The following is a 22,030-nucleotide window of genomic DNA, read 5'->3' as shown; positions in this document are numbered from 1 at the left end:
CGGCCCCCGCTCACGCGTCCGTGATCGGGGGCCGGGCGCGGCAGGCCGGGTCACTGCCGGGTGGTGCAGACGGTTCCGTTGAGGGTGAAGACGGTGGGCAGGAGGTTCGGGCCGGCGTAGTTGCCGACGAACCCGATCGTGGTTGAGGCCCCCGTGGCCAGGGAGGCGTTGCCGGGCTCGCTGACGGCCTTGACGTTCGAGCCCGTCTGGGTCCAGGTGGCGCTCCAGCCGCTGCCGAGACTCTGCCAGGGCCTCGGCCAGGTGAAGCTCAGGGTCCAGCCGTTGACCGGGGCGCCGTTGTTGGTGATCTCGACGGCGCCGACGTAGCCGCTGGCCCAGTCGGTCTGGTCGGTGAATCGCACGGCGCAGGAGCTGGTCGCCGGGGTGCCGGTGGTGAAGGTCAGGGGCGGTGAGGCCCAGGAGACGCCGCCGCCGCTGTCGCGGGCGATGACGTTGACCGTGTAGGTGCTGCCGGGCTTGAGGTTGCCGACCGTGTAGGAGGTGCCGGCGGTCTCGCCGAGCTGCTCGCTGACGGCGCCGTTCTGGCGGTGGAGCTCGTACTTGACGATCGGGCGGGCGCCGGGGGCGGCGGCGGGCCAGGAGACGACGGCGGTCCGGTCGGTGACGTTCGAGGCCGCCGGGCGGCCGGGCGCGCCGGGCAGGCCGGCCTGAAGCGCGGCGGGACGCACGACGACGGTGGTCAGCGAGAGCGGCGGCAGTGTCTGGCTGGTGGCGGTGCCGGTGGTCGCGGCGGTGATGGCGGTCGCGCCGTTGACGTGGGTCAGCACGGTGGGCGCGCCCGCGGCCGGCGTGAAGCCCGCGTAGTCCACGGCGACCGGGTACGACGTGTCCGGCGAGCTGTTGATCAGCATGACCGCCAGGTCGCCGTTCGGCCGCCGGACGGCGTGCGCGCTGACCTTCGGCTGGTCGGTCGCCGCCGTGACGAACTGGTCACCGGCCCGCGCGAACACGCTCACCATCCGCAACGCGTGGTACGGCGCGAACGGCGTGTTCAGCGGCGGCTCGCAGACCCCGGAGGAGTTGCAGACCCCGCTGGACAGCAGCCCGAAGTCGCCGTAGTCGGTGTGCCCCTCGACCTCGGTGACGTTGCCGATGCCGTTGTGCACGTTCCACCAGTCGACGGTGAACACGCCGTTCGCCAGCAGGCTCGCGTAGGCGTCGGCGGCGGCCAGGGCGCCGGGCTGGGTGTTGGTGCCGTTGCTGCTGGAGCCGGTGTTGAACTCGGTCATCGCGATGCCGATCCGGTCCGAGCCGGGCCCGGCGTACGCGGCGAGCTGCTGCCGGGTGAGCCGGATCATGTCAGGGACCTGACCGGCCCTGTCCAGGGCGCCGGGGTACCAGTGCAGGATCACGAAGTCGATCTTCGGCCCGGCGAGGGACAGGACGACCTTGTTCCAGCTCCCGTCGTCACCTTCGGCGGTGATGGCGTCGGGCCAGTTGGCGGGGGTGGTCAGCACCGCGCCGATCTTGATCGTCGGGTCGGCCGCCTTCATGGCGTCGGCGTAGGCGACGACGTGGCGGGCGTACTCGGCCGGGCTCTTGTCGGCATGGTCGTCGGCCTCCCAGGCGCTGCCGTAGTGGCCGTTGCCGTAGTTCTCGTTGCCGATCTCCCAGTACTTGACGCCGTAGCCCTTCGTGACGTTGGCGTGCCGGACCCAGGCGGCGGCCTCCTCGGCGGTGCCGGTGCCGTAGTTGGCGGTCACCATGGCCTGCGCGCCGGTACGCCGTACGCCGCGCATGAAGGTGTCGAAGTCGGTGTTCGGGGCGACGTACCCGCCGGGGGCGGTGTGGTCGGCCCAGTGGTAGATGTCGGAGTAGGAGCCGCCGGGGTAGCGCAGCAGCTTGACGCCGGCGTCCTTGAGGAGGTCGGCGGTCTGGTCGGTGCCGAGGTTCGCGTCCCAGATGGCATGGTTGGAACCGATGCCGGTCTCGGGGGCGGTGGCCAGGGCGGCGCGGGCGTTGACGGTCACCGTGACGGGGGTGGCGTCGTCGGCGCGCGCCGGGGGAGCGATCAGCGTGGTGAGGGTCAGGAGGGCCGCGGTCGCGGCCCTGGGCAGGATCTTGCCAGGCATCGGGGTACCTCGCCGTGGGTAGCGGTATGGCTCGACGCCCCCTCCTGACCAGGAGGCAAGCATGATCATGCGACGTGGGTTCCGGCCCGTCAATCGGCGCTGAAACTTTCACGGCGGTCAGACTGGCTTGAGCAGCCCCCGGCCGGTCAGGCGGGCTTGAGCAGGCCCCTGTCGTAGGCCGCCGCGACGGCCGCCGCCCGGTCCTTGACCTCCAGCTTGGCGAAGACGTGCAGCAGGTGGGTCTTCACGGTGGCCTCGGTGACGAACAACTTCCTGGCCACCTCGCGGTTGGTCGCGCCGCGGGCGATGAGGCCGAGCACTTCGAGCTCCCGCGGGCTCAGCGCGCGCTGCTCCGGGGGGTGCGCGTGCCGCGTCAGCACCCCGGCCACGGCCGGTGACAGCACGCTCTCGCCGCGGGCCGCGGCCAGCACGGCCCGGCGCAGCTCGGCGCGCGGCGTGTCCTTGAGCAGGTAGCCGGTGGCGCCCTGCTCGATCGCGGGCACCACGTCGGCGTCGTCGCCGAAGGTGGTCAGGACGAGCACGTGCGTGCCGGGACACTGCTCGCGCAGCCGGCGGATGAGCTCGGCGCCGCTCGGCCCCGGCATGCGCAGGTCGAGGAGCACGACGTCGGGAGCGGTGCGCAGGGCCACCGCGAGCGCCTCGGCGCCGTCGGCCGCCTCGCCGACCACCTCGAAGCCGTCGGTCTCGAAGATGCCGCGCAGCCCGTCGCGGACCACGGGGTGGTCGTCGACGATGATCAGGCGTACCGGCATGGGCTCACGTTCCCGGGTCGGCGGGGATGGCCGGAACGGTAGCGGAGATCGCCGTGCCCTGGCCAGGGGCGCTCTCGACGGCGAGGCTGCCGGCCAGGCGGGTGACCCGCTGCCGCATCGCCACCAGCCCGAACCCGCCGCCCGAGCCGCCGCCGGACCCCGGGGTGAAGCCGGACCCGTCGTCGCGGACGTCGAGCGCCACCACGTCCTCCATGTACGACAGCGTGATCCCCACCCGGGAGGCCCGCGCGTGCTTGCCCACGTTGGCCAGCGCCTCCTGGGCCACCCGCAGCAACGTGCTCTCCACCTCGGTGTGCAGCGGCCGGGCGTCGCCGGTGACCGACACCGAGGCAGGCACCTCGCAGGCCCGCGACCAGGCCGCCGCCACCTCCGACAGGGCGGTCCCGAGCTGCGCCGCCGTCGCCAGCGGCGCCGGGCGCAGCGCCTGGACCGAGCGGCGGGCCTCGGTCAGGCTCTCCCTGGCCAGCTCCCGTACGGTCGCCAGCCGCGCGCGCACGGCGGGCGTCGCTCCGGCGGCCTCGTCGGCGGCCTCCAGCTGGGTGAGGATGCCGGTCAGCCCCTGGGCCACGGTGTCGTGGATCTCCCTGGCCAGCCGTTGCCGCTCGCCCAGCACGCCCGCCTCGCGGGCCTGGACCAGGAGCCGGGCCTGGAGGTCGGCGTTCTCCTCGGCGAGCGCGGCCAGCCTGGCGCTCTTCTCCTTGAGCTGCGCGTTCTGCTCGGAGACGGTCTGGAAGACCAGCCCGGTCATGGACGCGACCAGCACCCCGACCACGAAGGAGGCCAGCAGCTCGACCGGCGTGCGACCGGCCGGCGGACGGGCGGCGACCAGCGTCCCGACCGTCACCGCGACCCCGGCGTACGCCCACAACCCCGGCAGCAGCGCGAAGCACTGGACGAACACCCCCACCCCGGTCACGGTGAAGACCGGGTCGATGCGCACCAGCGCCGCGACCACCGCCAGCAGCACCACGAAGTACCCGGCCACCACCCACGCCCGCGCGGTCCAGGCGGGACGGCAGGCCACCACGAACCAGTGCCAGGCCGCCGCGAACAGCGCCAGGGCCAGCACCTCGACCCGCCACACCCGCAGCAGCGAGAACAGCGCGGGAAGCAGCACCAGCAGGTACGGCAGGGCCGCGGTGACCCGCTCCCACAGGCTCCCCTGCGGTGGTGAGCCGGTGGCCCGCTCCCACCGGCTCACCACCGCAGGGCCTTCACCGCGAGGCCGCCCGCGACGGCGCCGACCGCCACCATGATCCCGAGAGCGAGCGGCGGGAGCGCGCCGGCCGACCAGCCGTCCCGGATCGCCTGGACGGCGGGCGCCATGGGCGTCAGGTCCCCGATCGCCCGCATCGACCCCGACATGGTCTCGCGCGGGATCACCGCGCCGGACAGGAACACCATCGGGAAGAACAGGGCGAGCCCGATCACCGTCGCCGCCCGCCCGCTGGGGGCCAGCGCGCCGAGGAGCAGCCCGACGGCGCCGAGGCTGAGCGCGCCGAGCAGCCAGGCCAGCAGCACGCCGGGCAGGCTGGCGGGCGCGCTCAGCCCGTAGCCGGCCACGCCGAGGACGACCAGCAGCACGCTGCCGAGCACCGCCAGCAGCATGTGCGCGGCCCACTGGGCGCCGCACAGCATGAACGGTGTGGCGGGCGTGGCCCGCAGCCGCTTGAGCACCCGGCGCTCCCGGTACTGGGCCAGCGTGGCCGGCAGGACGACCAGCGCGGCCAGCCCCACGACGAAGACGGTCAGCATCGGCACGGTGGCGTCCACCAGCCGCTCGCCGCCGGGCAGCGGCCGGTCGCCGCCGCGCAGCTTGACCCAGAGCATGACCAGCGGGAAGCCCAGCGCGAAGTACGCCGACATCGGGTCGCGCAACCCCAGCCTGAGCTCGACGGCGACGACTCTCGTGAAGCCCTTCATGCCTCGGCCCTCCCGGTCAGCGTGAAGTAGGCGTCCTCCAGGGAGGCGGCCCGCGTCCGGCCGATCAGCTCGCGCGGGCTGCCCTCGGCCACGACCCGGCCGCGGTCGACGACGGCGATCCGGTCGCACAGCGCCTCGGCCTCGTCCATGAAGTGGGTGACCAGGACGACGGTGATCCCGCGGTCGCGCATGGCCCGGATCAGCCCCCAGGTGGTGCGGCGGGCGTCGGGGTCGAGGCCGGTGGTCAGCTCGTCGAGCAGGACCACCTCGGGGTCGCCGACCAGGGCCAGCGCGATGAACAGGCGCTGCTTCCAGCCGCCGGACAGGCCGCCGAAGCGGGCGTCCTTCCGGCCGGTGAGGCCCCATTCGTCCATGATGGCCCGCCAGTCGGCCGGGTGGTCGTACAGGGAGGCGTAGAGCCGCAGGGCCTCGCCGACCTTGATGCCGTCGGGGAGCGCGGCCTCCTGCAACTGGGCGCCGACGCGCTGGAGCAGCGCGCGCCGGTCGCCCTGCGGGTCGAGGCCCAGCACGCGCACGCGGCCGCCGTCGGGACGCCGCAGCCCGGACACGCACTCCACGACCGTCGTCTTCCCGGCGCCGTTGGGCCCGGCGAGCCCGAAGATCTCGCCGCGTTCCACGGTCAGGGAGAGGCCGTCGAGGGCCCGGGTGTGCCGGTAGCTCTTGCGCAGGTCGTCGATCTCGATGACTGTCATGATCCGAGGATCACGCGGGACGCCGCCGCCGGGGGTGGTCACTTCGACAGGTAGAGGGTCTTCCAGGTGCCGGCGTACAGGCAGTTCAGGGACGGCTTGGAGCCCTTGCCCTCGGCGCAGACCTTCAGCTCGACCTGGTAGACGTCGTGGTACTCGAAGGAGAACCGCTTGGCGGAGCCGGCGGAGCAGTTGCGGATGCCGCGCTCCTTGTTGGGCAGGTTGCTCCCGTCGCGGTAGGTGATGCGGAACACCGCCCAGCCGCAGGCGGAGTCCTTGCGGGTCGAGTCGGTCAGCTTGCCGGAGATCCGCACCACGTCGGCGGTCGGCAGGTCGGCGTGGTCCTCGCCGGTCGCGCTCAGCGTGCCGGTCGCCTTGGCGGCGTGCCCGGGGGCGTAGTAGGGACCCCAGGGGGCGGCCGAGGCGGCCTGGGCGGGGGAGGAGGCGAGCGCGACCAGGGCTGCGGCGGCGACACCGGTCAGGACGGCGGCGGTACGGGAGGCGGTCATCGAGGGGTTCCTTCCTCTCTGGGATGACCACACAGTGCATTGGCCCGATTTCAACCGGCTTGCGGGGCCGCTTGCAAGCTAGTTGTATTTGTACTGCCGCGTCGCGACCCGGTGGGAGCCGTTGTAGACCGACGCGCGGTACATGCTGATCGACTGGTCGCCGTGCTCGGCCTTGCCGCAGGTGTTGAGGCCGGCGAGCTGGTGGATCTCGTAGCGGGCGGTCGGGTCGCCGGCCACGAAGTACTCGGCGCGTGCCTGGTACTCGTCGGCCCTGGTGTCGCAGGCGAAGACGTACGTGTCGCGCTCGTGGAAGCACACGCTGGCCCCGCCCTTGGTGTACGAGCACAGCTCCGCACGGCCCCGAGCGGCGGCCGGGGTGACGCCGGTGTCGCGCTTGACCGGGTATTTGGTGAGGTTGCGGACGGTCTTCCAACGGCCCACCCGGACGCGGTGGTTGCCCTCGTACACGGCGGCCCGGAACGTCACGGTCCTGCCGATCTCGCGGTTGCCCCGGATCTCGCCCTTGCCGGCCAGGTTGTGGATGACGTACTTGGTGCCCAGGTACTCGTTCAGGTGGTACTCGACGGCGGCGTGCAGCTTGTCGTTGCGGGTGTCCTCGACCCAGATGCCGGGCCGGTCGCTGCCGTCCGGGCCCACGCACACCTCGGCGCCCTTGACCCGCATGCAGGCGGGCTCGGCGACGGCGGCGGGGGTGGTGGTCAGAGCGGTGGTGGTCACGGGGGCCGGCTCCTGGACGGCGGCGGCGGCCGGGCGGGCCTCGCCCCGGGCCACGGCCCCTCCCGTGGTGAGCGCGGCGGCCGTCATCACGGCCATGGCTACGAGTTTGCGACCTGACGCCACTTCGGTCTCTCCAGTCTCATGGATCACACACCGGGCTGTGCTTGAGTGTGACGCGGAAAATGCCGGAGTGGTTCGGAAATATGCGATTTGGGCCTTCGGTAGGTTGGACGGATGGCGGACCGGCATGCGTGACGAACGGCTGCGGGAGATCGCGGCGAAGCTGGCCGAGGTGCCCGGCGTGGTGGCGGTCGCGCTCGGTGGCAGCCGGGCGCGCGGCACGCACCGGCCGGACTCCGACATCGATCTGGGCCTGTACTACCGGGGGCCGCTCGCCGTCGGCGACCTGCGCGCCCTCGCCCGGGAGATGACCGGCGAGCCGACCGAGGTGACCGGGCCCGGCGGCTGGGGGCCATGGGTCGACGGCGGCGGCTGGCTCACCGTCGAGGGGTGGCGGGTGGACTGGATCTACCGCGACCTCGACCGGGTGCGCCGCGTCTGGCAGGACTGCCGCGCCGGACGGTACGAGATCGGCGTCCAGCCGGGCCACCCGCTGGGCTTCTACTCCCACGCCTACGCGGGCGAGGTGGCGCTGTGCAAGGTGCTGGCCGACCCGTCCGGCGAGTTGGCGGCCCTGCGCGCCGAGACGGCCGCGTACCCGCCCGCGCTGCGCGAGGCGCTGGTCCAGGGGTTGTGGGAGGCCGGCTTCTCGCTGACGATCGCCCAATACGGCGCCGCCGGGCGCGACCCGGTGTACGCCGCCGGGGCGCTGTTCCGCGCGATCGGCGTCGCCTGCCACGCCCTGCACGCGGCCGACGGCGCCTGGCTGATCAACGAGAAGGGCATGGTCGCCGCCGCCGACCGGCTGCCCTCGGCGCCCCCCGGCTTCGGCGAGCGGGCCCAGGCGCTGCTCGCCTCCGTCGGCGGCACGCCGGAGGAGATCACCCGTACGGTGGCCGCCGCCGAACGGCTCATCGCCGACGTGCGGGCCGCCTGCGGGGTGTGATCAGGCGTTCTCCCTGGCCCTGGCGGGGGCCAGCGTGGTCAGCAGCAGCAGGAGCGCGCTCTGGGCGAGCATGCCGGGCGCGAGCGGCGGGGCCGGGCCGACGGACTTGGTCAGCGCGTACCACCATTGGGTGAGGGGCGAGAGGGTCTGCCAGGTGTCGGCGTGGCGCGGGTCGAAGGCGCCCATGTCATGGTTGGCCGAGATGTGCGCGTACACGCCGTAGGCGGAGGCGAGCAGCACCACCAGTGCGATCCCGCGGACGACCTTGAGCGTGAGGGGCGAGGCGTCCAGGGCCAGCAGCACGAGCGCGGCCCCGAGCGCCAGCAGCGCCACCCAGGGGACGAACTGCTGCCAGGACTGCCAGTGGCGTTCGAAGGCCAGCTCCAGGCCGGCGCCCAGGATGCCCAGCGCGATCAGCCCGAAGAGCCCCAGGCGTACCGTGACGGCCCCGAGCCGTCCGATCTGTGTTTGCGCGTTCGTTGGAGGCACGGGCACCACGGTGTGCTTCCGGTCTCAGAGACATCTCAGGAATACATGAACGTTCAATGAGAATCGCGGATCGTCCGCCGTTTCCGGACAACTGTGACTTAAGGGATCATAGGGACGTGAGCGTACTCGCGGTCGTCTCCTCGGTGCTCGCCCTCGTCCTGAACGGGCTGATGGCGGGCGTGTTCTTCGCCTTCTCCACCTCCGTCATGCCCGGCCTGGACGCCGTGGGGGAGTCCGTGGGGAAGGAGGGCGCGGCGGCCGCCATGCGCAGCATGAACCGGAAGATCCTGAACCCGGGGTTCCTGTCGACGTTCACGCTGGCGCCCGTGGCCTCGCTGCTGGCCGGCGTGTTCCTGCTGATCGGCGGCGACGGCGGGCCGGCCGTCCTGGCGTTCGCGGCGGCCGTCGTCTACTTCGTGGGCTCGATCGCCGTCACGGCCGCGATCAACGTGCCGATGAACAACGCCCTGGAGGCGGGTGACCTGGCCTGGCAGGCGTACGCGCCGCGCTGGACCCGGTGGAACACGCTGCGCGGCTGGGCCTCGGCGCTGGCCGTGGCGCTGCTGGGCGTCGCCCTGTACGTCTGGGCCTGACCCCGCCGGATGCATCCCGATGGACGAGCACCGGGATGCGCATCCGCGCGACGGGATCACATGTTGATCATGTGGCCCGCGAGGCCGTGGATCGCCTCCTTGACCGCTTCGCCGAGCGTCGGGTGCGCGTGCACGTTGCGCGCGACCTCGTGCACGGTCAGGTCCCACTGCTGGGCCAGCGTGAGCTCGGGCAGCAGCTCGGTGACCTCGGGGCCGATCAGGTGGGCGCCGAGCAGCTCGCCGTGGGTGTTGTCACTGATGATCTTGACGAACCCGGCGGTGTCGCCCAGGCCGTGGGCCTTGCCGTTGGCCGTGAAGGGGAACTTGGCCACCTTGACGTCGTAGCCCAGGTCGCGGGCCTGCGCCTCGGTGTAGCCGAAGCTGGCCACCTGCGGCTGGCAGTACGTGGCCCGCGGGATCATCACGTAGTCGAGCTCCATGGTCTCGGCGTCGCCGATGGTCTCGGCGGCGATGATGCCCATCGACTCGGCGGCGTGGGCCAGCATGAGCTTGGCGGTGACGTCGCCGATGGCGAAGATGTGGGGCACGTTCGTGCGGCAGCGGCCGTCGACGGCGATCGCGCCGCGCTCGGTGAGCTGCACGCCGGTCTTCTCCAGACCGTAGCCGTCGACGCGCGGCTGGAAGCCGATGGCCTGCATGACCTTGTCGGCCTCGAGCACCTGGGTCTGGCCGTCGCGGGTGACGGTGACCTTGACCGAGCCGCCGGTGTCCTCGATGCCGTCGACGCGGGTCGAGGTCAGCACCTCGATGCCGAGCCGCTTGTAGCGCTTGGCCAGCTCGGCCGAGACCTCTTCGTCCTCCAGCGGCACGACCCGGTCGAGGAACTCCACGATCGTCACCTTGACGCCGTAGTTGTGCAGCACGTACGCGAACTCCACGCCGATCGCGCCCGCGCCCGCGATGATGATGCTGCGCGGCAGGTTCTCGGTGAGGATCTGCTCCTCGTACGTCACCACCCGCTCAGACAACTGCGTGCCCGGGATCAGCCTGGTGGTGGCCCCGGCCGCGATGATGCAGTGGTCGAACGTGATCGTCTCATCGTTGACCTGCAGGGTGTTGGCGTCGAGGAAGGTGCCGCGCCCGTCGTACTCGGTGATGGCGTTCTTCTTCATCAGGTAGTGAACGCCCTTGACCCGGCCGTCGGCGACCTTGCGGCTGCGCTGGAAGGCCGCGCCGTAGTCGAAGCTCACCTCGCCGCTGATGCCGAACGTCTTGGCCTCGTTGTGGAAGATGTGGGCCAGCTCGGCGTTGCGCAGCAGCGCCTTGGACGGGATGCAGCCCACGTTCAGGCAGACGCCACCCCAGTACTTCTCCTCGATGACCGCGGTACGCAGCCCGAGCTGGGCGGCGCGGACGGCGGCCGTGTATCCTCCCGGACCCGCGCCGAGAACGACGACGTCATAGTGAGTGCTCATGACTCGGACCATACCGCCCGCCTCAGGCCACCCTTGACGCTAGACCTCCACCTTGTACGGCAGCGTCAGCTCGTCGGCCGGAACGCCCCGGATTCCCCAGTTCACCTTGGGCATCTCAATGATCGTGATCTCCACATCCTCGGGGTCGTATCCCGACTTTTCGTAGATCGACCGGATCAGCGCGCGCTTGGCGTCGTCGCTGCGTCCCGTGAAGCACACGACCTCGATGATCAGGTAGTTCGCGCTGCGCCCCGGGCAGACGAAGTCGTCGGCGTCCAGCAGCAGGAACCGGTGGAACCGCTTCTCCTCGGGCACGCCCCACGCGCTGACCAGGCACGACTGCAGCAGATCGGAGATCTCCCGCTGCCGTCCGGCCCACACGTCACGACGCCCGTAAACCTTCACCTGTGCCATGTCGGCAATATAGAGGGCGTGATCCGCGTACTCCTCGCCGACGACGAGGCCATGATCCGGGCCGGGGTCAAGGCGATCCTCGACTCCGACCCGTCCCTGGAGGTGGTCGCCGAGGCAGGCGACGGCAGACAGGCCGTCGACCTGGCCATCGGCCACCGTCCCGACGTCGCGCTGCTCGACATCCGCATGCCACGCCTCGACGGCCTGGCCGCCGCGGCCGAGCTGCGCCGCGTCGCGCCCGCCACGGCCGTGGTGATGTTGACCACGTTCGGCGAGGACGACTACATCGCCAGGGCGCTGGAGGTGGGGGCCGCCGGGTTCCTGCTCAAGTCCGGCGACCCGCGCGAGCTGATCGCCGGCATCCACGCGGTCGCCGACGGCGCGGCGTACCTGTCGCCCAAGGTGGCCCAGCGCGTGATCGCCCAGCTCGCCGGCGGCCGGATGGCCCGCGAGGCCGAGGCCCGCGACCGCGTCGGCGTGCTCACCGACCGCGAGCGGGAGGTCCTCGCGCTGCTCGGCTCGGGCCTGTCGAACGCGGAGATCGCCAAGCGGCTGCACATCGTGGAGGGCACCGTGAAGGCGTACGTGAGCACGATCCTGACCCGGCTCGACGTGCGCAACCGCGTCCAGGCCGCGATCATCGCCCACGAGGCGGGATTGGTAGCCTGACCCGTGATGTATCGCCTCGTGTTCATGCAGGTCTTGCGGCGTTTCGACGCCGAGGCCGTGCACCGTCTCACCGTCAAGGGCCTGGCCGTGCTCGCCCGGCTGCCCCTGCTCAAGCGGCTGCTCCACCGAGCGTTCGCCCCGCACGACCCGGTCCTGCGGGTGACCGCGTTCGGCGTGCACTTCCCCGGCCCGTTCGGCCTGGCCGCCGGGTTCGACAAGGACGCGGCCTGCGCCGAGGCGATCGCCGCGCTCGGCTTCGGCCACGTCGAGGTCGGCACCATCACCGCGCACGCCCAGCCCGGCAACCCGCAGCCACGCCTGTTCCGGCTGGTGGGGGAGCGGGCGGTGATCAACCGGATGGGCTTCAACAACTCCGGCGCCCGCGCCGCCGCCCGGCGGCTGCGCCGTACGCGCGGGGTGCCGGTCGTGGTCGGGGTGAACATCGGCAAGACCAAGGTGGTGCCGGAGTCCGAGGCGGTGGCCGACTACGTGACCGGCGCCAGGGAGCTGGCTCCGCTGGCCGACTACCTGGTGGTCAACGTCAGCTCGCCCAACACGCCCGGCCTGCGCAACCTTCAGGCGGTCGAGCTGCTGCGCCCGCTGCTGGTCGCGGTCAAGGAGGTCGCCGACGCGACGCCGCGCCGTACGCCGCTGCTGGTGAAGATCGCCCCCGACCTGGCCGACGAAGACGTCGACGCGGTCGCCGACCTGGCCGTGGAGCTGGGCCTGGACGGCATCATCGCGACCAACACCACCATCCGGCACGGCGGCGAGACCGGCGGCCTGTCCGGGCGTCCGCTCAAGGGCCGTTCGCTGGAGGTGCTGCGCCGGCTGCGCGCCAAGGTCGGCGACCGCCTCACGCTGGTCTCCGTGGGCGGCGTCGAGGACGTCGACGACGTCTGGGAGCGCCTGCTGGCCGGGGCCACCCTGGTCCAGGGGTACACCGGCTGGATCTACGGCGGCCCGCTGTGGGCCGCCCGCATCCACCGGCAGCTCGCCCGCCGGGTCCGCCGCCACGGCCTGTCCTCCGTCACCGAGGCGATCGGCCGCACCGCCTAGGGCCCCTATCGTGGAATCGTGATCAATGCCGAGGTGAAGCTCACCGACGACGTCGTCATGCGTCCCGTCGCCAGGTCCGACGCGCGGGCGCTGGCCGACGCCTACCGCCGCAACCGCGACTTCCTGCGCCCCTGGGAGCCCCGCAGGCCGGCCGACTTCTTCACCCCCGCGGGCCAGGCCGCACGCCTCGAACGACTGGCCGAGGACCGTGCGGCCGGCTTCGTGATGCCGTGGGTGCTCACGGACGGCGACCGCGTCGTGGGCAGGATGAACCTGAACAGCATCATCCGCGGCGCCGCCCAGAGCGCGTCGCTGGGCTACTGGGTGGACGCCGCCTACAACGGGCGGGGGCTGGCCACCAGGGCGGTGCTGGAGGCGTGCCGGGCCGCCGACGAGGACCTGAGCCTGCACCGGGTGGAGGCCGGCACGCTGCTGCACAACAAGGCCTCGCAGGCGGTCCTGCGCAAGGCGGGCTTCGAGCAGTACGGCATGGCCCCCCGCGCCGTCAGCATCGACGGCGCGTGGCAGGACCACGTGCTGTTCCAGCGCATACTCAACGACCGTCCCGCGCCCATCTGACCGACGGTCAGACGCTCGGCCTGGTCGACTCCGCGTCGTGCGTCATGGCGTCGATGCGCTCCATCACCTCGTTCACCTTCACGCCGCTCGGCCGGTGCGGACGCCGCCGCTGCCACGGATGCGGGCCCGCCGCCGGCCGGTACTCCACGCCGATGGCGTCGAGCCGCCGCAGGTGACTCTCCAGCCGCTCGGCGAACCCGTCGCTGCCCGAGCCGGCCCAGGCGACCTCCGCCAGCGCGCACGACCGCGGCCAGAGCCGGTAGTCGACGGTCCGGGGGTCGGGCACCCGCTCGGTCCACAGCTGGGCCTGCACGCCCAGGACGCGCGCCCGCTCCTCGTCCGTCCAGTCGGCGGGGGCCGGGTCGAACGCGGCCACGTCGGCCACCGTGGTGGTGTCGCCGATGGCCATCGGCTCGTCGGCGGAGGCCGCCTCGGCGTAGTCGAAGTAGAGCGGGAACACCGGGGTGGCGACCACGTCGTGGCCCGCCGCGGCGGCGCGCCGCCCGACGCCCATGCCGCGCCAGGGCATGACGACGGTGTCCTCGCGCAGCCCGCCGCTGACGAACGCCTCGTCCCACACCACGGCCCGAGCGCCGCGCTCGGCCAGGGCGTCGGCCAGCTTGCGCAGGAACCACGCCTGCAGGTCGGGCACCGTGGACAGCCCCAGCGACTCGCGGTAGGCCGTGATCTGCGCCGACTGCGCCCAGTGGTCGAGCACGACCTCGTCCCCGCCGATGTGGAAGAAGGGCACCTCGCCCAGCGCGCCGATGATCTCGTCGAAGATCGTGATCAGGAACTCGACGGTCGGCGGCAGCGGCGACAGGATCGCCGGCGAGATGCCCCACCGGTCGAGCACGTCGTAGGGCTCGCCGGTGGCGCCGAGCGCCGGGTAGGCGGCCAGGATCGCCGAGGCGTGCCCCGGCACGTCGATCTCGGGCACCACCGTGACGAACCTGGACCGCGCGTACGCGCCGATCTCGGCCAGGTCCTCCAGCGTGTAGTAGCCGCCGTGCGGGATGTCGTCGTACGCCTCCGGCTCCCGGTAGTAGTTGGTGGCCGTGCGCGGCCGGTGCGAGGAGACCTCGTGGAGCAGCGGGTAGGCCCGGCTCTCCACCCGCCAGCCCTGGTCGTCGACCAGGTGGAGGTGCAGCCGGTTCAGCTTGTGCACGGCCATCAGGTCGATCAGCCGGAGCACCTCCCGCTTGGGGGAGAAATGCCGGGCCACGTCGAGGTGCAGCCCCCGCCAGGCGAACCGCGGCGCGTCCTCGATCCGCACCCCGGGCACCGGCCACGACGCGCCCTCGGCGAACCGGTAGGAGGCGTCCGGCAGCAACTGGTGCAACGACTGCGCGGCATAGAACGCGCCCGCCGCCCCGCCGGCGACGATCTCGATCCCCCGCGACCCGGTGGTCAGCCGGTAGGCCTCCGCGCCGAGCGCGGGATCCTGGCGTACCTCGATCTCGCCCGAGTCTCCCGGGCGCAGGTCGAGGAGGGGCAGCGCGCGACGTACCGCGTCCGCGTACGGACCGGCGACGGTCGCGCCCGAGGTCAGCTCGAAGGAGCCGGAAAGATCACTGAGCAGCTTGGGGCGAGGAATCATGGTTCGAGATAGTGCTGCATCCCGTTCGCGAGTGCCAAGGCGATCCGCTGCCTGAACTTCGGGTCCTGGAACTTGGCCGCGTCGACGGCGTTGCGCATGTTGCCGCACTCGACGAGGACCTTCGGCACGGTCGAGAGGTTGAGCCCGCCGATGTCGTTGCGGAAGTTCAGCGCCTTGGTGCCGACGTAGTTGGAGTAGGGGATGCCGGTGCCCTTGAGGTAGGCGTCGCGCACGTCGATCCCCAGCTTGGTCGAGGCGCCCACGACCTTGTCGACCGGCCCGTTGATCTTCTTCGGGAGGATCACGTGGAATCCCCGGTGCGAGGGGTTGTCCGAGCCGTCGCCGTGGACCGAGATCGCGGCGTCGGCACGGGCCTTGTTGCCGATCGCGGCCCGCTTGTCGATGCACGGGCCGACGCCGTCGTTGCTCGACCTGGTGAGCTTGACGGTCGCGCCGCGCTGCTCAAGGATCTTCGCCATGCGGTTGGAGACGTCCCAGGTGAAGGCGGCCTCGCTGTAACCGCTCTTCGTGGCCGTGCCGGTCGTGTCGCATTCCTTCATCTGGGTCAGCACGTTGACCTTGCGGTTGATCTCGGCCGGATGGCGGTAGTTGGCGCCGTTGTGCCCGGGGTCGATGACGATGATCTTGCCGGCGAGCGGTTTGGCGCCGGGCGGTGCCTGCTTCGCCGTGGCCGTCTCCGTCGGCCCGTCCTGGACGGACGCCTTGCCGGTCTCCTGGACGGTGGAGGGGGCCTGACCTGCCGCGGCGCCACCAGGCTCGGTGCCGCCGCACGCGGAGGCGATCAGGCCGCAGACGGCGAGGACGGTGGCTGGTAGAGCACGCATGAGCTCCAACTTACGTGAAGCCACGCGTTCAGGCCCGTATCAACAGCAATCCTGCGAGTCGGCTCGCGACCCTGCCGAAGTGCCGGACCGGGACCGCTGCGACGGTCCGCCTGGCGGTTTCGCCGTCCGCCTCACCACACGTGCTCGCCAACCTCCTGCCGTTCGAGCAGGGCGGCCAGCTCCCGCGCGTCCTCGGCGTCGAGGCCGAGGACGACGCGGGGGCGGCCCCACGGATGGTCGAGGGAATGCGCCACGTAGCTGGCGACGGACTCGGCGCCGACGTCGGTGCCCCGCCCCCTGCCCGCCCGCCAGTGCCCCCAGGCGCGTTCGAGCTCGGCCGCCGCGCGCTGGGCGCAGGACACCAGTTCTGGATCACGCATGACTGTCCCCCGGATCAGATCGTGACCGAACCAGATTCGGCCACAATTAGCATGACCCTGACGAGTAAACCGCCGTCCGGCGACGCTGCCGTACGGCTTGACCCAGGCTTTGGGCGGGCTTGCTGACGAGAGACCTGCGCATTGGCCCGCCGTGCCATTGCGGCGCCCATAAAGGCCCGCAACGGCAGCGCAACCGGCAGATATCCCCTCAGGCGGGTCCCGTGCTGCGGCGCACGATCAGCTCGGGTTGGATCTCGCGCAGCCGGGCGCCCTTGGCCGGCTCGCCTATCCTGTCGCTCAGCAGCGCGGCCGCCGACCTGCCCATGGCACGGCGCGGCTGGTCGACCGAGGTGAGCGAGATGTGCCGGGAGGCCGACAGGTGGGTGTTGTCGTAGCCGACCACGGACAGGTCGTCCGGCACCCGCAGCCCCAGCTCGGCCGCGGCGGCCAGCACGCCCAGCGCCACCACGTCGTTGGCCGCGAACACGGCCGTCGGCCGCGGGTCGCGGGTCAGCAGGGCGATCGCCGCCTCGCGGCCGCCCTCCTCGGTCGCGTCCGCCGCCTCGACCATGATGTACGGGGCCAGCGAATGCCTGCGCATCGCCACGAGGTAGCCCTCGCAGCGCGAGGACCGGGGCCCCTCGATGTGCGCGATCCGCTTGTGCCCCAGGTTCACCAGGTGGTCGATGGCCAGGCGGGCGCCGAGCCGGTCGTCGTCGACCACGATGTCGACGCCGTCGAGCTCGATGTCACGTTCCCCTACGACGACGGTCGGAGTGTAGGCGGTGGCCTCGATCAGCGTCTCGCTGGTCGGCGCGATGCCTAAGAGCACCAGCCCGTCGACCCGGAGCTCCAGGAAGGCCTCGACGGCCTCGTCCTCGAACGCCGGGTCCCACTGGCTGTTCCCGATCAGCATGCGCAGCCCGTCGCCGTGCAGGCTCTCCTGCAGGCCGTCGAGGAACTCGGCGTAGAACGGGTTGTGCAGGTCGGCGACGAGCGCCCCGACCAGATGTGTACGTCCTTCCACCAGGCTGCGCGCGACGGCGTTCGGCCGGTAGCCGAGCTCGCGCGCCGCCTGGAGCACTGCCTGCCGCCGATGCTCGCTCACGTGCGGGGATCCGCGCAGCACGAGTGAGACCAGCGACTTCGAGACGCCGGCTCGCTCGGCGACGTTGCGGATGGTGGGTCGTGGCCGAGGCAATGGCTCTACCTCGCGGAGCTCGGCGATGGTTGAAGTGTTGACGGGCGGTCCTGACATGTGTCTCCCCCGCGATGCGGATATGGGCACCTGTCTCACCAAACGATCGAGTAAGCCGCAGGGTACGGCTTCGGGTTAGGGAAGCCTGATATTGACCCATTCGCCACACGTCCGCTATTGGGCATGCCGTCGGATACTGTGCAGGTGTGACACCCGGGAAGTCAGCCGAGACGGCACGCCCCGCACGCCGAAGGCTGAGTGTGGACCGCCGTCGCGAGGAGCTCATGGCGGCCGCGCTGGAGCTGTTCAGCACCCGTGACGCCGAGGACGTCTCGATCGACGACGTCGCCTCCGCGGCAGGCGCCTCGCGGGCGCTGGTCTACCACTACTTCGGCGGCAAGCAGGAGCTCTACGTGGCCGCGCTGAGGAGCGCGGCCGAGCAGCTGGAGTCGCGGTTGCGCCCGGCCGAGGGCGGCAGGCCGCTCGACGAGCTGGCCGCGGGCCTCGGGCGTTACTTCGACTTCGTCGAGGAGCACGCCGCCGGCTTCGCCGCGCTGCTGCGCGGGGGGCCCGCCAACCGGGCGGGCGAGGTCGGGGAGATCGTCGACGGCGTGCGCCGGAGGCTGTTCCGCCTCATCCAGAAGCAGATGCGCGTCGAGGAGCCGAGCCCGGTGCTGCGCACCACGCTGCGCTCGTGGATCGCCTCCGTGGAGACGGCCGGCCTCGACTGGCTGGAGCACCGCGACGTCGAGCGGCCGATCCTGGAGAAGATGCTCGTCGACCACATGGTGGCCCTGCTCGGCGTGGCCGCCGCCTACGACGGCGAGGTCGGCGAGCTGCTCGACGTGCTCACCGGCGAGCAACTGGGGTAGCGGGGGAAGAGTGGCGCCGGGCGGGCGACGCCAACTTCCCCGTGCGACGTCACGTCGGTGGACCGGGCAAGCGTACCTGGTCCACCCTCAACCCCCCTGAGGTTCGTGACGACCCTTGCGACTACTCGGAACGCTGCTGCGGAATGCCCGCGAGCAGTGCGCGAACCTCGGTCTCCCGGTAACGCCGATGACCGCCGAGGGTACGAATCGACGTCAACTTGCCCGCCTTGGCCCACCGCGTAACGGTCTTGGGGTCGACCCTGAACATGGTCGCGACCTCAGCGGGCGTGAGCAGTGGCTCGGCCTCGGGTGTACGAGCTGACATTTGTGCGGCCTCTCCTCCGTGTGGACCGGCTTAGCGATCCTGTGACTGCCTTTGCGCGTGTCACGGATGTCCCCCTATGGCGCAGAGCGTGCGGCTTTTCTGAGCCATATGCGGCATCACCCGATGTGACCATACCGCCACGCAGAGCGATTGGCGAGCCCTTCTTTGACCCAACTGCCCGCCCCCATGGCGATGTCACGCTCGGTGATTCTAGCGACACGGTTCGTGGTATCGCAGTGAAAACGGCAAACTACTCAGTTCGCAGAAGAGAGCAGCCGCGAGACGTGACCTACTCATGCAGGTCAGACGGTTGTTTTGGGAATCAGTTGGCGGATTCCAGCTGTTGCATTGACTTCCACCGAAGGATGACGCGCTGGTACATGGCATAGGCAAGTTCTTCTTGACCCGTGTCCAGACCGGTCAAAGCGGCCGAAAGCTCAGCAACCGACTGGTCGGCCTGGAGGGCGTCGTCGTTCATCAGGTGGACCAGGCCGCCGTAGTCGAGCTCGACCAGCGAGTGCGGGTGGAACTCCTCCAGCCAGCGCGCGATGTCCTCCACGTCGAAGTTGGAGGACGCGTCGCCGAGGTGCCGGCGCATCACGTTGAGGGCGCGGGCCGCCCGCCTCCTGGCCTGCGCCATGGAGGTGACGTAGATGAGGTTACGGCCCGTAGTGGTCGTCACGTCCTGTCCCGGGGTGGAGGAGCCGAGCACCAGCCAGCGCTCGTTCCCATCAAACGGCACGAACCACGATGGCGGCACATGCCACGCCGTGGTGCGAATGTGCGTACGCAAGGCGGACGAACCGGCCCGGCGCTTGAACCGGTCGAAGTCGTCGGCCGTCTGCTCGGCGATGGCCTTGGGCACGAGCCGGTCCATCAGCTTCACCGGAGTGGCGCCACGAAGCCTTGAGAAGGCCAGCCACGACCGCAGACGGGTCTGCCAGGGACATACGTACAAACGGTCCTCAACACGCCGCAGATAGGCATTGGGGCTCTCCTGGGCGGGAACGGGCTGAGGGGGCATGCCGAGCAGGCGCATGACCGACTCGCTGTGCTCCGCGTTGAGCGCGTTCGCCCGGCGCGGACGGTCGCGTGAGTCGGCGTAGTCGGCCCACAGCTTGCGCTCGGACTCGGCGAACGCGGTCAGTGGCTCATAGACGCGGAGGTAGGCGGCATAGGGCAGCACGGAGGCATCGTGTCACGAAGAGCACCTGCGCGCACCGTCGGGCTTACTAGTCTGAGAGTGACCTCCGCCGCGAAGGAGCGGTGGACCGGACAGGGAGTCACTACCGTGACCGACGTCTTCGGCACGTCCCACAAGGACGTCCACGAGCAGGTCGTCTTCTGCGCCGACGAGCAGAGCGGCCTGCGTGCGATCATCGCCGTCCACAGCACGGCCCTCGGGCCCGCGCTCGGCGGCACCAGGTTCTATCCGTACGAGAACGAGCAGGCGGCCCTGGCCGACGTGCTCAACCTGGCCAAGGGCATGTCCTACAAGAACGCCCTGGCCGGCCTCGACCTCGGCGGCGGCAAGGCCGTCATCATCGGCGACCCGGCCAAGGTCAAGAGCGAGGCGCTGCTGCGCGCCTACGGCAGGTTCGTCGAGTCGCTCGGCGGGCGCTACATCACCGCCTGCGACGTCGGCACCTTCAGCGAGGACATGGACGTCGTCGCCCGCGAGTCCCGCCACGTCACCGGCCGCACCCTGGCCCACGGCGGCGCCGGCGACTCCTCGGTGCTGACCTCGTTCGGCGTCTTCCAGGGCATGCGCGCCTCGGCCGAACGGGTCTTCGGCACGCCGTCGCTGCACGGCAGGCGGGTCGGCGTCGAGGGGGTCGGGAAGGTGGGCCACCGCCTGGTCGACCTCCTGCGCGAGGACGGGGCCGAGGTCGTGATCTGCGACGTCGACCCGCGGGCCGTCGAGCGGGTGCGCCAGCGGCATCCGGAGGTCGAGGTGGTCGCCGACGCCCAGGCGCTCACCACGTCCGACATCGACGTCTTCGCGCCCTGCGCGCTGGGCGGCGCGCTCGACGACGCCACGGTGGCCGGTCTGCGGGCGAAGATCGTCTGCGGCGCGGCCAACAACCAGCTCGCGCATCCCGGCGTCGAGAAGCAGCTGGCCGACCGCGGGATCCTGTACGCGCCCGACTACGTGGTCAACTCCGGCGGCGTCATCCAGGTCGCCGACGAGATCGAGGGCTTCAGCATGGACCGGGCCAGGGCGAAGGCGGCCCAGATCTACGACACGACTCTGAAGATCTTCGGGATCGCGGCGGACGAGGGCGTTCCGCCGGCTGTGGCAGCGGATAGGCTAGCTGAGCGCAGAATGTCGGAAGTCGGGCGTATTAGGGCCATTTGGCTGGGCCACTGACGCCCCGCGCCCATACGACGTACCGAGCTGGGCACAAAACAGGTACGGTAATAGGCGAACGATAGGCTGACGTCCAAAGTCAGGCGGCGTCAGTGTGTGGTGCGTTAGCGACGAGGGGTCGGGGACGACCCCACACGAGGGGGTCGAGCCAATGGGGCGCGGCCGAGCAAAGGCCAAGCAGGTCAAGGTTGCTCGCCAGCTGAAGTACAACAGCGGTGGCACGGATCTTGACCGTCTGCGCGACGAACTCGGGGTCAGCGACTCCGGCAACGACGACGCCGACGACCTCAACGATGAGCTGGCGGATCGCTATGCCGATTACGCCGATGACTACGGTTCCGGGGACGACGAAGACGGCCGTTCTTCCGGCCGCCGATAGCCGTTCTTCAGAGTGACGTGGCCGAGGGTCCGGCGTGTGCCGGATCCTCGTTCATGAGCGTCGGGCCCCACGGGCAACCGTGGGGCTTTCGTCACGCTTGCGTGCGGTCGAGAAAGCCCGCGACCAGCGGCGCGATCTCAGGGAGCCTGTCCTCCAGCGCGAAGTGCCCGGTGTCGAGCACGTGCAGCTCGGCGTCCGGCAGGTCCCGCAGGTAGGCGTGCGCGCCCGGTTCCGGGAAGAAGGCGTCGTTGCGGCCCCACACGATCAGCGTGGGCGGCCGGTGGCGGCGCAGCCATGCCTGCCAGTCGGCGTAGAGCGCGAGGTTGGAGCGGTAGTCGAGCGCGAGCGCGAGCTGGGCTTCCCGGCGTCCGGGCAGGTCCAGGAAGTGCTGGTCGAGGGTCCATCCGTCGGGTGCGACCGCTGAGACGTCCGACGCGCCGCCCTCGTACTGGCCGCGCGTGACGGGCAGGGTGAACAGGTCGCCCAGGCTCTCCGCGGGCGCGTGGATGGTGGTGCGCGCCAGGTCCGACAGGCCCTCGTCGTAGGCGTTGGCGTTCTGGACGATCAGGCCGGCGATCCATTCGGGGTGCCGGGTGGCCAGGCGGAAGCCGACGGGGCCGCCGAAGTCGAAGGCGTACCAGACGAAGCGGTCGAGCCCGATCTTCTGCACGAAACCCTCGACCACGTCGGCCAGGCGGTCGAAGGAGTAGACGAAGTCGCCGGGGGCCTCGGTGTGGCCGAAGCCGGGATAGTCCGGCGCGATCAGGCGGTAACGCGTGCCCAGGGCGTCCATCAGGCGTCTGTACTGGTGGGAGGCCGAGGGGAAGCCGTGCAGCAGGAGCACGGGGGTGCCGTCGCGCGGGCCCGCCTCCCGGTAGAACACCTGCACGCCTGCCACGTCCACGAAACCGTGGCGGATCTCCGGGATCTCCATGCCTAATGCCTTTCTCGCGCAATGATGCGTTAGTTATAGCGAGTAGACTTCTAA

The 22,030-nt window shown here is 71.1% G+C and carries 25 protein-coding genes; 8 read left to right on the top strand and 17 right to left on the bottom strand.

Annotation, left to right across the window (positions count from 1 at the left end; all coding sequences use genetic code 11):
- Positions 1 to 50 precede the first annotated feature (50 nt).
- From ACFYUV_RS46840 to ACFYUV_RS46810, 7 genes are all read right to left on the bottom strand, one after another.
- Positions 51 to 2,093, bottom strand: a complete 2,043-nt coding sequence (locus ACFYUV_RS46840; protein WP_387681544.1) for a cellulose binding domain-containing protein — start codon at positions 2,091 to 2,093, stop codon at positions 51 to 53.
- Between the two features lie 146 nt (positions 2,094 to 2,239).
- Complete coding sequence (locus ACFYUV_RS46835) at positions 2,240 to 2,866, bottom strand: response regulator transcription factor (RefSeq protein WP_352360982.1); 627 nt, start codon at positions 2,864 to 2,866, stop codon at positions 2,240 to 2,242.
- A gap of 4 nt (positions 2,867 to 2,870) precedes the next feature.
- Positions 2,871 to 4,088, bottom strand: coding sequence for a sensor histidine kinase (locus ACFYUV_RS46830; RefSeq protein WP_387681541.1), 1,218 nt, complete (start codon positions 4,086 to 4,088; stop codon positions 2,871 to 2,873).
- Complete coding sequence (locus ACFYUV_RS46825) at positions 4,085 to 4,810, bottom strand: ABC transporter permease (RefSeq protein ID WP_387681538.1); 726 nt, start codon at positions 4,808 to 4,810, stop codon at positions 4,085 to 4,087. Before ACFYUV_RS46825 ends, ACFYUV_RS46830 begins: the two co-directional genes overlap by 4 nt.
- Positions 4,807 to 5,523 (bottom strand): ABC transporter ATP-binding protein, encoded by a 717-nt coding sequence (locus tag ACFYUV_RS46820; RefSeq protein ID WP_387681535.1) that lies wholly within the window; start codon positions 5,521 to 5,523, stop codon positions 4,807 to 4,809. The genes ACFYUV_RS46825 and ACFYUV_RS46820 overlap by 4 nt, the downstream gene beginning before the upstream one ends.
- Before the next feature lie 38 nt (positions 5,524 to 5,561).
- A complete protein-coding gene (locus tag ACFYUV_RS46815; protein WP_387681532.1) occupies positions 5,562 to 6,029 on the bottom strand; it encodes a hypothetical protein in 468 nt (155 codons plus the stop codon).
- A 78-nt stretch (positions 6,030 to 6,107) separates the two neighbouring features.
- Positions 6,108 to 6,863, bottom strand: coding sequence for a hypothetical protein (locus ACFYUV_RS46810; RefSeq protein WP_364342823.1), 756 nt, complete (start codon positions 6,861 to 6,863; stop codon positions 6,108 to 6,110).
- 151 nt (positions 6,864 to 7,014) lie between these two features.
- Here ACFYUV_RS46810 and ACFYUV_RS46805 point away from each other — a divergent pair, with 151 nt between their 5' ends.
- Positions 7,015 to 7,833 (top strand): nucleotidyltransferase domain-containing protein, encoded by an 819-nt coding sequence (locus ACFYUV_RS46805; RefSeq protein WP_387681529.1) that lies wholly within the window; start codon positions 7,015 to 7,017, stop codon positions 7,831 to 7,833.
- Here ACFYUV_RS46805 and ACFYUV_RS46800 read toward each other — a convergent pair whose 3' ends face one another.
- Positions 7,834 to 8,322 (bottom strand): hypothetical protein, encoded by a 489-nt coding sequence (locus tag ACFYUV_RS46800; protein ID WP_387681526.1) that lies wholly within the window; start codon positions 8,320 to 8,322, stop codon positions 7,834 to 7,836. It lies immediately after the preceding gene.
- 116 nt (positions 8,323 to 8,438) lie between these two features.
- Here ACFYUV_RS46800 and ACFYUV_RS46795 point away from each other — a divergent pair, with 116 nt between their 5' ends.
- The gene (locus ACFYUV_RS46795; RefSeq protein WP_387681523.1) at positions 8,439 to 8,915 is read left to right on the top strand and encodes a DUF1772 domain-containing protein; all 477 of its coding nucleotides are present in this window, start codon (positions 8,439 to 8,441) and stop codon (positions 8,913 to 8,915) included.
- A 56-nt stretch (positions 8,916 to 8,971) separates the two neighbouring features.
- On the opposite strand, the gene lpdA is transcribed toward ACFYUV_RS46795, so the two are convergent.
- Both lpdA and ACFYUV_RS46785 read right to left on the bottom strand, forming a co-directional pair.
- Complete coding sequence (lpdA, locus tag ACFYUV_RS46790; RefSeq protein WP_352361000.1) at positions 8,972 to 10,351, bottom strand: dihydrolipoyl dehydrogenase; 1,380 nt, start codon at positions 10,349 to 10,351, stop codon at positions 8,972 to 8,974.
- 39 nt (positions 10,352 to 10,390) lie between these two features.
- Positions 10,391 to 10,765, bottom strand: coding sequence for a tautomerase family protein (locus ACFYUV_RS46785; protein WP_387681520.1), 375 nt, complete (start codon positions 10,763 to 10,765; stop codon positions 10,391 to 10,393).
- A gap of 18 nt (positions 10,766 to 10,783) precedes the next feature.
- Between ACFYUV_RS46785 and ACFYUV_RS46780 the strand changes: the two genes are divergently transcribed.
- Genes ACFYUV_RS46780 through ACFYUV_RS46770 form a run of 3 tightly spaced genes read left to right on the top strand, consistent with a single transcriptional unit; the run spans position 10,784 to position 13,072 of the window.
- The gene (locus tag ACFYUV_RS46780) at positions 10,784 to 11,434 is read left to right on the top strand and encodes a response regulator (RefSeq protein ID WP_387681517.1); all 651 of its coding nucleotides are present in this window, start codon (positions 10,784 to 10,786) and stop codon (positions 11,432 to 11,434) included.
- A 6-nt stretch (positions 11,435 to 11,440) separates the two neighbouring features.
- Positions 11,441 to 12,493, top strand: coding sequence for a quinone-dependent dihydroorotate dehydrogenase (locus tag ACFYUV_RS46775; protein WP_387681514.1), 1,053 nt, complete (start codon positions 11,441 to 11,443; stop codon positions 12,491 to 12,493).
- Between the two features lie 18 nt (positions 12,494 to 12,511).
- Entirely contained in the window at positions 12,512 to 13,072 is a 561-nt protein-coding gene (locus ACFYUV_RS46770) for a GNAT family N-acetyltransferase (protein WP_387681511.1), read from the top strand.
- A 7-nt stretch (positions 13,073 to 13,079) separates the two neighbouring features.
- Here the strand turns inward: ACFYUV_RS46770 and ACFYUV_RS46765 are convergent, their stop codons facing one another.
- From ACFYUV_RS46765 to ACFYUV_RS46750, 4 genes are all read right to left on the bottom strand, one after another.
- Positions 13,080 to 14,672 carry a beta-N-acetylhexosaminidase gene (locus tag ACFYUV_RS46765; protein WP_387681508.1) on the bottom strand — a complete coding sequence of 531 codons (1,593 nt, stop codon included), beginning with the start codon at positions 14,670 to 14,672 and terminating at the stop codon, positions 13,080 to 13,082.
- Positions 14,669 to 15,517, bottom strand: coding sequence for an N-acetylmuramoyl-L-alanine amidase (locus ACFYUV_RS46760; protein WP_387681506.1), 849 nt, complete (start codon positions 15,515 to 15,517; stop codon positions 14,669 to 14,671). The genes ACFYUV_RS46765 and ACFYUV_RS46760 overlap by 4 nt, the downstream gene beginning before the upstream one ends.
- Positions 15,518 to 15,648: 131 nt before the next feature.
- On the bottom strand, positions 15,649 to 15,897 hold the full coding sequence (locus tag ACFYUV_RS46755; RefSeq protein WP_125645653.1) for a hypothetical protein: 249 nt from the start codon (positions 15,895 to 15,897) through the stop codon (positions 15,649 to 15,651).
- A 208-nt stretch (positions 15,898 to 16,105) separates the two neighbouring features.
- Entirely contained in the window at positions 16,106 to 17,098 is a 993-nt protein-coding gene (locus ACFYUV_RS46750) for a LacI family DNA-binding transcriptional regulator (RefSeq protein ID WP_358301952.1), read from the bottom strand.
- Positions 17,099 to 17,355: 257 nt separating this feature from the next.
- Here ACFYUV_RS46750 and ACFYUV_RS46745 point away from each other — a divergent pair, with 257 nt between their 5' ends.
- Positions 17,356 to 17,967 (top strand): TetR/AcrR family transcriptional regulator, encoded by a 612-nt coding sequence (locus ACFYUV_RS46745; RefSeq protein ID WP_358301955.1) that lies wholly within the window; start codon positions 17,356 to 17,358, stop codon positions 17,965 to 17,967.
- A 121-nt stretch (positions 17,968 to 18,088) separates the two neighbouring features.
- Here the strand turns inward: ACFYUV_RS46745 and bldC are convergent, their stop codons facing one another.
- On the bottom strand, positions 18,089 to 18,292 hold the full coding sequence (gene bldC, locus ACFYUV_RS46740; RefSeq protein ID WP_013133571.1) for a developmental transcriptional regulator BldC: 204 nt from the start codon (positions 18,290 to 18,292) through the stop codon (positions 18,089 to 18,091).
- Positions 18,293 to 18,614: 322 nt separating this feature from the next.
- Entirely contained in the window at positions 18,615 to 19,478 is an 864-nt protein-coding gene (locus ACFYUV_RS46735) for a hypothetical protein (RefSeq protein ID WP_352320456.1), read from the bottom strand.
- Between the two features lie 105 nt (positions 19,479 to 19,583).
- On the opposite strand from ACFYUV_RS46735, the gene ACFYUV_RS46730 reads away from it, so the two are divergent.
- Complete coding sequence (locus ACFYUV_RS46730) at positions 19,584 to 20,663, top strand: Glu/Leu/Phe/Val dehydrogenase dimerization domain-containing protein (protein ID WP_352320458.1); 1,080 nt, start codon at positions 19,584 to 19,586, stop codon at positions 20,661 to 20,663.
- A 151-nt stretch (positions 20,664 to 20,814) separates the two neighbouring features.
- Complete coding sequence (locus tag ACFYUV_RS46725; RefSeq protein WP_357986890.1) at positions 20,815 to 21,042, top strand: DUF3073 domain-containing protein; 228 nt, start codon at positions 20,815 to 20,817, stop codon at positions 21,040 to 21,042.
- Positions 21,043 to 21,133: 91 nt separating this feature from the next.
- Here ACFYUV_RS46725 and ACFYUV_RS46720 read toward each other — a convergent pair whose 3' ends face one another.
- Positions 21,134 to 21,976, bottom strand: coding sequence for an alpha/beta fold hydrolase (locus ACFYUV_RS46720; protein ID WP_387681500.1), 843 nt, complete (start codon positions 21,974 to 21,976; stop codon positions 21,134 to 21,136).
- Between the last annotated feature and the right edge of the window lie 54 nt (positions 21,977 to 22,030).

It is taken from the genome of Nonomuraea sp. NPDC003560 (assembly GCF_042878785.1).
Taxonomy (GTDB): Bacteria; Actinomycetota; Actinomycetes; order Streptosporangiales; family Streptosporangiaceae; genus Nonomuraea.
Note: the sequence above shows the minus strand (reverse complement) of the source record. Positions and strands in the feature narration are given on the sequence as shown.

What these genes read in the sequence shown, in the direction of transcription:
- ACFYUV_RS46815 (WP_387681532.1), bottom strand. Translation starts at nt 6,029, where the DNA reads ATGACCGCCTCCCGTACCGCCGCCGTCCTGACCGGTGTCGCCGCCGCA.
- ACFYUV_RS46805 (WP_387681529.1), top strand. Translation starts at nt 7,015, where the DNA reads ATGCGTGACGAACGGCTGCGGGAGATCGCGGCGAAGCTGGCCGAGGTG.
- ACFYUV_RS46820 (WP_387681535.1), bottom strand. Translation starts at nt 5,523, where the DNA reads ATGACAGTCATCGAGATCGACGACCTGCGCAAGAGCTACCGGCACACC.
- ACFYUV_RS46840 (WP_387681544.1), bottom strand. Translation starts at nt 2,093, where the DNA reads ATGCCTGGCAAGATCCTGCCCAGGGCCGCGACCGCGGCCCTCCTGACC.
- ACFYUV_RS46755 (WP_125645653.1), bottom strand. Translation starts at nt 15,897, where the DNA reads ATGCGTGATCCAGAACTGGTGTCCTGCGCCCAGCGCGCGGCGGCCGAG.
- ACFYUV_RS46765 (WP_387681508.1), bottom strand. Translation starts at nt 14,672, where the DNA reads ATGATTCCTCGCCCCAAGCTGCTCAGTGATCTTTCCGGCTCCTTCGAG.
- lpdA (WP_352361000.1), bottom strand. Translation starts at nt 10,351, where the DNA reads ATGAGCACTCACTATGACGTCGTCGTTCTCGGCGCGGGTCCGGGAGGA.
- ACFYUV_RS46825 (WP_387681538.1), bottom strand. Translation starts at nt 4,810, where the DNA reads ATGAAGGGCTTCACGAGAGTCGTCGCCGTCGAGCTCAGGCTGGGGTTG.
- bldC (WP_013133571.1), bottom strand. Translation starts at nt 18,292, where the DNA reads ATGTCAGCTCGTACACCCGAGGCCGAGCCACTGCTCACGCCCGCTGAG.
- ACFYUV_RS46835 (WP_352360982.1), bottom strand. Translation starts at nt 2,866, where the DNA reads ATGCCGGTACGCCTGATCATCGTCGACGACCACCCCGTGGTCCGCGAC.
- ACFYUV_RS46775 (WP_387681514.1), top strand. Translation starts at nt 11,441, where the DNA reads ATGTATCGCCTCGTGTTCATGCAGGTCTTGCGGCGTTTCGACGCCGAG.
- ACFYUV_RS46810 (WP_364342823.1), bottom strand. Translation starts at nt 6,863, where the DNA reads ATGGCCGTGATGACGGCCGCCGCGCTCACCACGGGAGGGGCCGTGGCC.
- ACFYUV_RS46720 (WP_387681500.1), bottom strand. Translation starts at nt 21,976, where the DNA reads ATGGAGATCCCGGAGATCCGCCACGGTTTCGTGGACGTGGCAGGCGTG.
- ACFYUV_RS46760 (WP_387681506.1), bottom strand. Translation starts at nt 15,517, where the DNA reads ATGCGTGCTCTACCAGCCACCGTCCTCGCCGTCTGCGGCCTGATCGCC.
- ACFYUV_RS46785 (WP_387681520.1), bottom strand. Translation starts at nt 10,765, where the DNA reads ATGGCACAGGTGAAGGTTTACGGGCGTCGTGACGTGTGGGCCGGACGG.
- ACFYUV_RS46725 (WP_357986890.1), top strand. Translation starts at nt 20,815, where the DNA reads ATGGGGCGCGGCCGAGCAAAGGCCAAGCAGGTCAAGGTTGCTCGCCAG.